Consider the following 4881-nt stretch of genomic DNA (forward strand, 5'->3'; position numbering starts at 1 on the left):
CTTCTGCATAGACATCGGCAAAGACGCCACCGTTGACGAACACCGAGCCACTGCTGCTCGACGTCATCGTGATCTGTCCGCCGGTGGCCATCCCGCCGGCGCTCGAGCTGGCATTGTCGCCGCCATAAGCCGTCGCGCTCAATCGCAGCGTCGGTCCTTCGGTCTGTCCATTGACCGAAAGCGAACCGGAATCGGCGATGTTGACGATCACGCTTCCGCCTGTGGCCGAAGCACCGTCGGAGAGGCCCGTCAACGCCGAAGCGGAGGCGTCCAGATCGAGCGTCCCGTCGATCGTCAACGCGCCATTGCCGGACACGAAAATATTGGCCGAACCGCCGGTCGAGGTGCCGACCGTCGACACTTCGTCGAAACCGAAGGCGTTGGCGCCCGCGGCGACATTCGCCATCCCGCCGATCGACACCGTTCCGCCATTGGCGCTGATCGTCGCGCTTCCTCCCGTCGCGTCGGCGGAATTCGTCCCTTCGCCATCGAAATAGACCCCGTCCGCCTCGGCGCGCACATCCGCACCGCCATCGATCTGAAGCGTGCCGCCATTGTCCGCGTAGAGCAGTGCCTCGCCGCCCGTGACCGGAGCCAGCCCCGCATCGGCGCTCTTGCTCGCGTCGACAAGGACGCTGCCGCCGACCGTCATGGTGACGCCGTTCTGGCGGGCGCCGATATGCGCGCTGTTGCCGCCGCGCAGTGCGACGTCGCCCGCAAATTGCGCCGTGCCGCTCAGCGACGCAGCCCAGGCGTCGCGCGTCGCGGTCGCCTCCACCCGCCCTTCGAAATTGCCGCCGTTGATGTGGACGCTGGCATCGAGCGGACTTGCCGGGCCATCCATCTCGCCATTGGCAATGGCCTGTCCCGCGCTCAGCAATATGGCACCGTCATCGGCGCGCGCGGCAGATACCGCCTCGTCGAATCCCAGCGCACCCGGATTCAGCGCCATCGTCAGCGCCGAGTTCTTGGGCACCGAGACGAGATAGATCCGCCGCTCGATCTCAGCCGAATTCGCATTCTGCCAGAGGGTTGAGCCCTGATGCTCGACCGGCGTGTCGGAGCCCATGGGTATCTGAATGTCGAACAGACCGTCATGGATGGTCAGATTGACCTCTTCGCCGGCGACATAGGCAGCCGCGCCATTGACGGTGACGGTGCCGCTCTGGCGTACGGTCGAGGAGACGAGCGCAACATAGGAACCCGTCGTGGGCCCACCCGACACGCGCTCGGTCGCGAGGGCGTTGATCTGGGCCCCCGATTGGACGACGACACCCGATGTCGGGTCGCCATTCGCCATCGAGATCATCTGATCCGGATCGTTCGACAGAGAATTCATCGGATCGGCCGTGGTGAGCAGCAGCCCGCCCACGTCGAAGGTCGCGCTGCCGCCGACCAATATGCCGCCAGGGCTGTAGAACCACAGCCGCCCGCCATTGCTGGTGACGGTGCCGCCCGCGTCCTGCAGGCGCGCGATCACGCTGCCGTTGAGGGCGATGCCGCGCCCCGCCGCATCGCCCGCAGGCAGGATGCGGTTCAGAACGGTGTAGCCTTGCTGGTTGCCGGTGCTGTTCTGGAAGACCGCAGTCGTACCGCCCGGCAGGAAGTCGATGGCGCCGCCGCCCGCCATGGTGTCGGTCGGCTGCCAGTTGATGATCGCCGTCGGCACATCAACGGTGATCGTGTCCATGCCTTCGCTCTGCGAGAAGAACACGCCGCTCGGATTGTCATGGGTGCCCGCAAAAGCGCCGTTGGCGGCCAGGGTCTCCCGCGCCGGCAGGGCGAGGATCGTCGCCACCGCCAGGACCGACGTCAGCGTCCGCGCATGATCGCGCTGACCGCGATTCCGGCGGGCGAAGGGATCGCTGCGGACCGAATGCTCAGGCATTGACGCCTCCGTTGAACGAGAGACGCGAGCCTCCCGAGACAGGCACACGAGCGACATCGACCGCGGAGGCGCGGCGCAAGACAAGCACAAACACGACGAATACTCTCCCCGTCCGTCCCCAACCGGAAACGCCCCCAAGCGGCCCAATACGCCCAATCGCGCGCATTGTCATGCACCTAATCATCAGACATCACGGGATTTTCGTTACGGAAGCGTGCGATCGTCGGTTTTCCGCCGCGCTCCGCTTCGGTATGTTTGCGTATATCGACGCTCGCTCCCGAACGCCAATTTCCGCACGCTCGAAGATGTGAGGGGTGCGATGTACAACGATGTCCAGCTGACGGCGATGCCGACGGACCGTTACGACCGGACGATGCCTGACAGCTGCGAAAGCTGCGAGGTCCGCAAGACCGCGATCTGCTGCTCGCTCGACAGCGCCGGACTGGCCGCGCTCGGCCGGCTCGGCCGCAAGATGCGACTCAGCGCCGGCCAGACACTGGTCTGGGAAGGCGACGAATCCGTCGTCGTCGGCAACGTTCTGTCGGGCATGCTCAAGCTGTCGACCGTCACCGGCGATGGCCGTGAACAGATCGTCGGCATCGTCTATCCTTCCGACTTCATCGGCCGCCCATTCGGCAAGGACAGCCATCACAGCGTCACCGCGCTGACCGATGCTTCGCTCTGCGTCTTCGGCCGGGGCACCTTCGACCGCTTCGCCCGCGAACATGAGGCGGTCGGCCATGCTTTGCTCGAGCGCACCCTGACCGAACTCGACCGTGCCCGGCACTGGATGCTGCTGCTCGGCCGCAAATCGGCGTGCGAGCGGGTCGCCAGTCTGATTCTCGAAATGGCCGAGCGCATGGGCGGCGGGCGCGATCTGGTGCTGCCGCTGTCGCGCCAGCAGATGGCCGACGTGCTGGGTCTGACGATCGAGACGGTCAGCCGCTCGCTCACCAAGCTCAAACAATCGGGGATCATCAGCCTCCCCGGCCCCCGGCTGCTGTCGATCGCCCACCCCGAAAAGCTCGAGCGCATCGCCGCCGGCTGACAGTTGATCTCCATCAACGACCCGGCGCCACGCCGGGCCGATGGAGGCCAGGATCGCTCAAGAGGACCAATATGATCGCTCTGCTGTTCCGGAGCGGAGGGTGGCTGTTCGCCCTTCTGCTCGCCATCGTCGCGGCCGCCGAGGCCGAGGACTCCGCCTTCGCCGTGCAGATGGCCACCATTGCGCTCGCCGCACTGGCGACCCTGTGGATCACGCTCGCACGCGCCGATTTCGACGTGCTCGCCGGCCGCAAGCCAGCCCCTGTCGCAACCGGCTATTATGACGATGTGATCCGCTGGGGCACGATCGCGACGCTCTTCTGGGGCGTCGCCGGTTTTGCCGTCGGCCTCTACATCGCGCTGCAGCTGGCCTTTCCGATGCTCAACCTGGGGCTCGAATATACCAGCTTCGGTCGGCTGCGCCCGCTCCACACCTCGGCGGTCATCTTCGCCTTCGGCGGCAATGCGCTGATTGCGACCAGCTTCTGGGTGGTGCAGCGCACCTGCCGCGCACGGCTCGCCTTCCCGGCGCTCGCCCGCTTCGTCTTCTGGGGCTATCAGCTGTTCATCGTGCTGGCCGCGACCGGCTATCTGCTGGGCATCACCGAGGGCCGCGAATATGCCGAGCCCGAATGGTATGTCGACATCTGGCTGACGATCGTCTGGGTCAGCTACCTCGCGGTCTTCCTGGGTACGATCGTTCGCCGCGCCGAACCGCATATCTACGTCGCCAACTGGTTCTACCTCGCCTTCATCGTCACCGTGGCGATGCTGCACCTGGTCAACAACCTGTCGATGCCGGTGTCGATCTTCGGTTCCAAGAGCTATTCCGCCTTCGCGGGCGTCCAGGACGCGCTGACCCAGTGGTGGTATGGCCACAACGCGGTCGGCTTCTTCCTGACCGCCGGCTTCCTTGGCATGATGTATTATTTCGTGCCGAAGCAGGCCGAACGCCCGGTCTACAGCTACCGGCTGTCGATCGTGCACTTCTGGTCGCTGATCTTTCTCTACATCTGGGCCGGCCCGCACCACCTCCATTACACCGCGCTGCCCGACTGGGCGCAGACGCTGGGCATGGTGTTCTCGGTGATGCTGTGGATGCCCAGCTGGGGCGGCATGATCAACGGGCTGATGACCCTGTCGGGCGCCTGGGACAAGGTCCGCACCGACCCGATCATCCGCATGATGGTGCTGGCGCTCGCCTTCTACGGCATGTCGACCTTCGAAGGTCCGCTGATGAGCATCAAGGCGGTCAACAGCCTGTCGCACTATACCGACTGGACCATCGGCCACGTCCATTCGGGCGCGCTCGGCTGGGTCGGCATGATCAGCTTCGCTGCGGTCTATTTCATGGTGCCGCGCCTGTGGGGCCGCAGCCGCCTCTACTCGCTGCGCATGATCAACTGGCACTTCTGGTCGGCGACGATCGGCATCGTCCTCTACGCCTCGTCGATGTGGGTCGCCGGGATCATGCAGGGCCTGATGTGGCGCGAATATGGGGCCGACGGCTATCTCGTCTACGCCTTCTCCGACGTCGTCGCCGCGATGAAGCCCTATTATCTGATCCGGGCTGCGGGCGGCGCCCTCTATCTGCTCGGCGCGCTCTTCATGGTCTGGAACGTCGCCCAGACACTGCGCGGCAGGCTGCGCGACGAAGCGCCCCTCACCGATGCCCCCTATGACCCCGCGCTGGACAAACCGCTCCAGCCGGTCGCCGCCTGAAGGATCGTCCCATGGCAAGCAAATTCCTCGACCATGGCCGGATCGAGCGCAACGTCACGCTGCTGCTGATCCTTGCGCTCATCACCGTGTCGATCGGCGGCATCGTCGAAATCGCGCCGCTGTTCTGGATCGACTCGACCGTCGAGAAGGTGAAGGGCATGCGGCCCTACACCCCGCTCGAACTGGCCGGCCGCAACATCTACATCCGCGAGGGCTGCTACAAC

The 4881-nt window shown here is 65.2% G+C and carries 3 protein-coding genes and 1 pseudogene; 3 read left to right on the forward strand and 1 reads right to left on the reverse strand.

Features of this window, described 5'->3' with window-relative positions; all coding sequences use genetic code 11:
* Positions 1–1888: pseudogene (locus tag KAY22_RS24545) on the reverse strand (hypothetical protein); the annotation flags it as partial.
* A gap of 373 nt (positions 1889–2261) precedes the next feature.
* On the opposite strand from KAY22_RS24545, the gene KAY22_RS24550 reads away from it, so the two are divergent.
* From KAY22_RS24550 to KAY22_RS24560, 3 genes are all read left to right on the forward strand, one after another.
* Positions 2262–2936 (forward strand): helix-turn-helix domain-containing protein, encoded by a 675-nt coding sequence (locus tag KAY22_RS24550; protein WP_296625763.1) that lies wholly within the window; start codon positions 2262–2264, stop codon positions 2934–2936.
* A 71-nt stretch (positions 2937–3007) separates the two neighbouring features.
* Complete coding sequence (gene ccoN / locus KAY22_RS24555; RefSeq protein WP_296625761.1) at positions 3008–4657, forward strand: cytochrome-c oxidase, cbb3-type subunit I; 1650 nt, start codon at positions 3008–3010, stop codon at positions 4655–4657.
* 11 nt (positions 4658–4668) lie between these two features.
* The coding region (locus KAY22_RS24560; RefSeq protein WP_296625762.1) for a cbb3-type cytochrome c oxidase subunit II at positions 4669–4881 on the forward strand (213 nt) is incomplete at its 3' end.

The sequence above is a fragment of the Rhizorhabdus sp. genome (assembly GCF_018006725.1).
Classification (GTDB): Bacteria; Pseudomonadota; Alphaproteobacteria; order Sphingomonadales; family Sphingomonadaceae; genus Rhizorhabdus.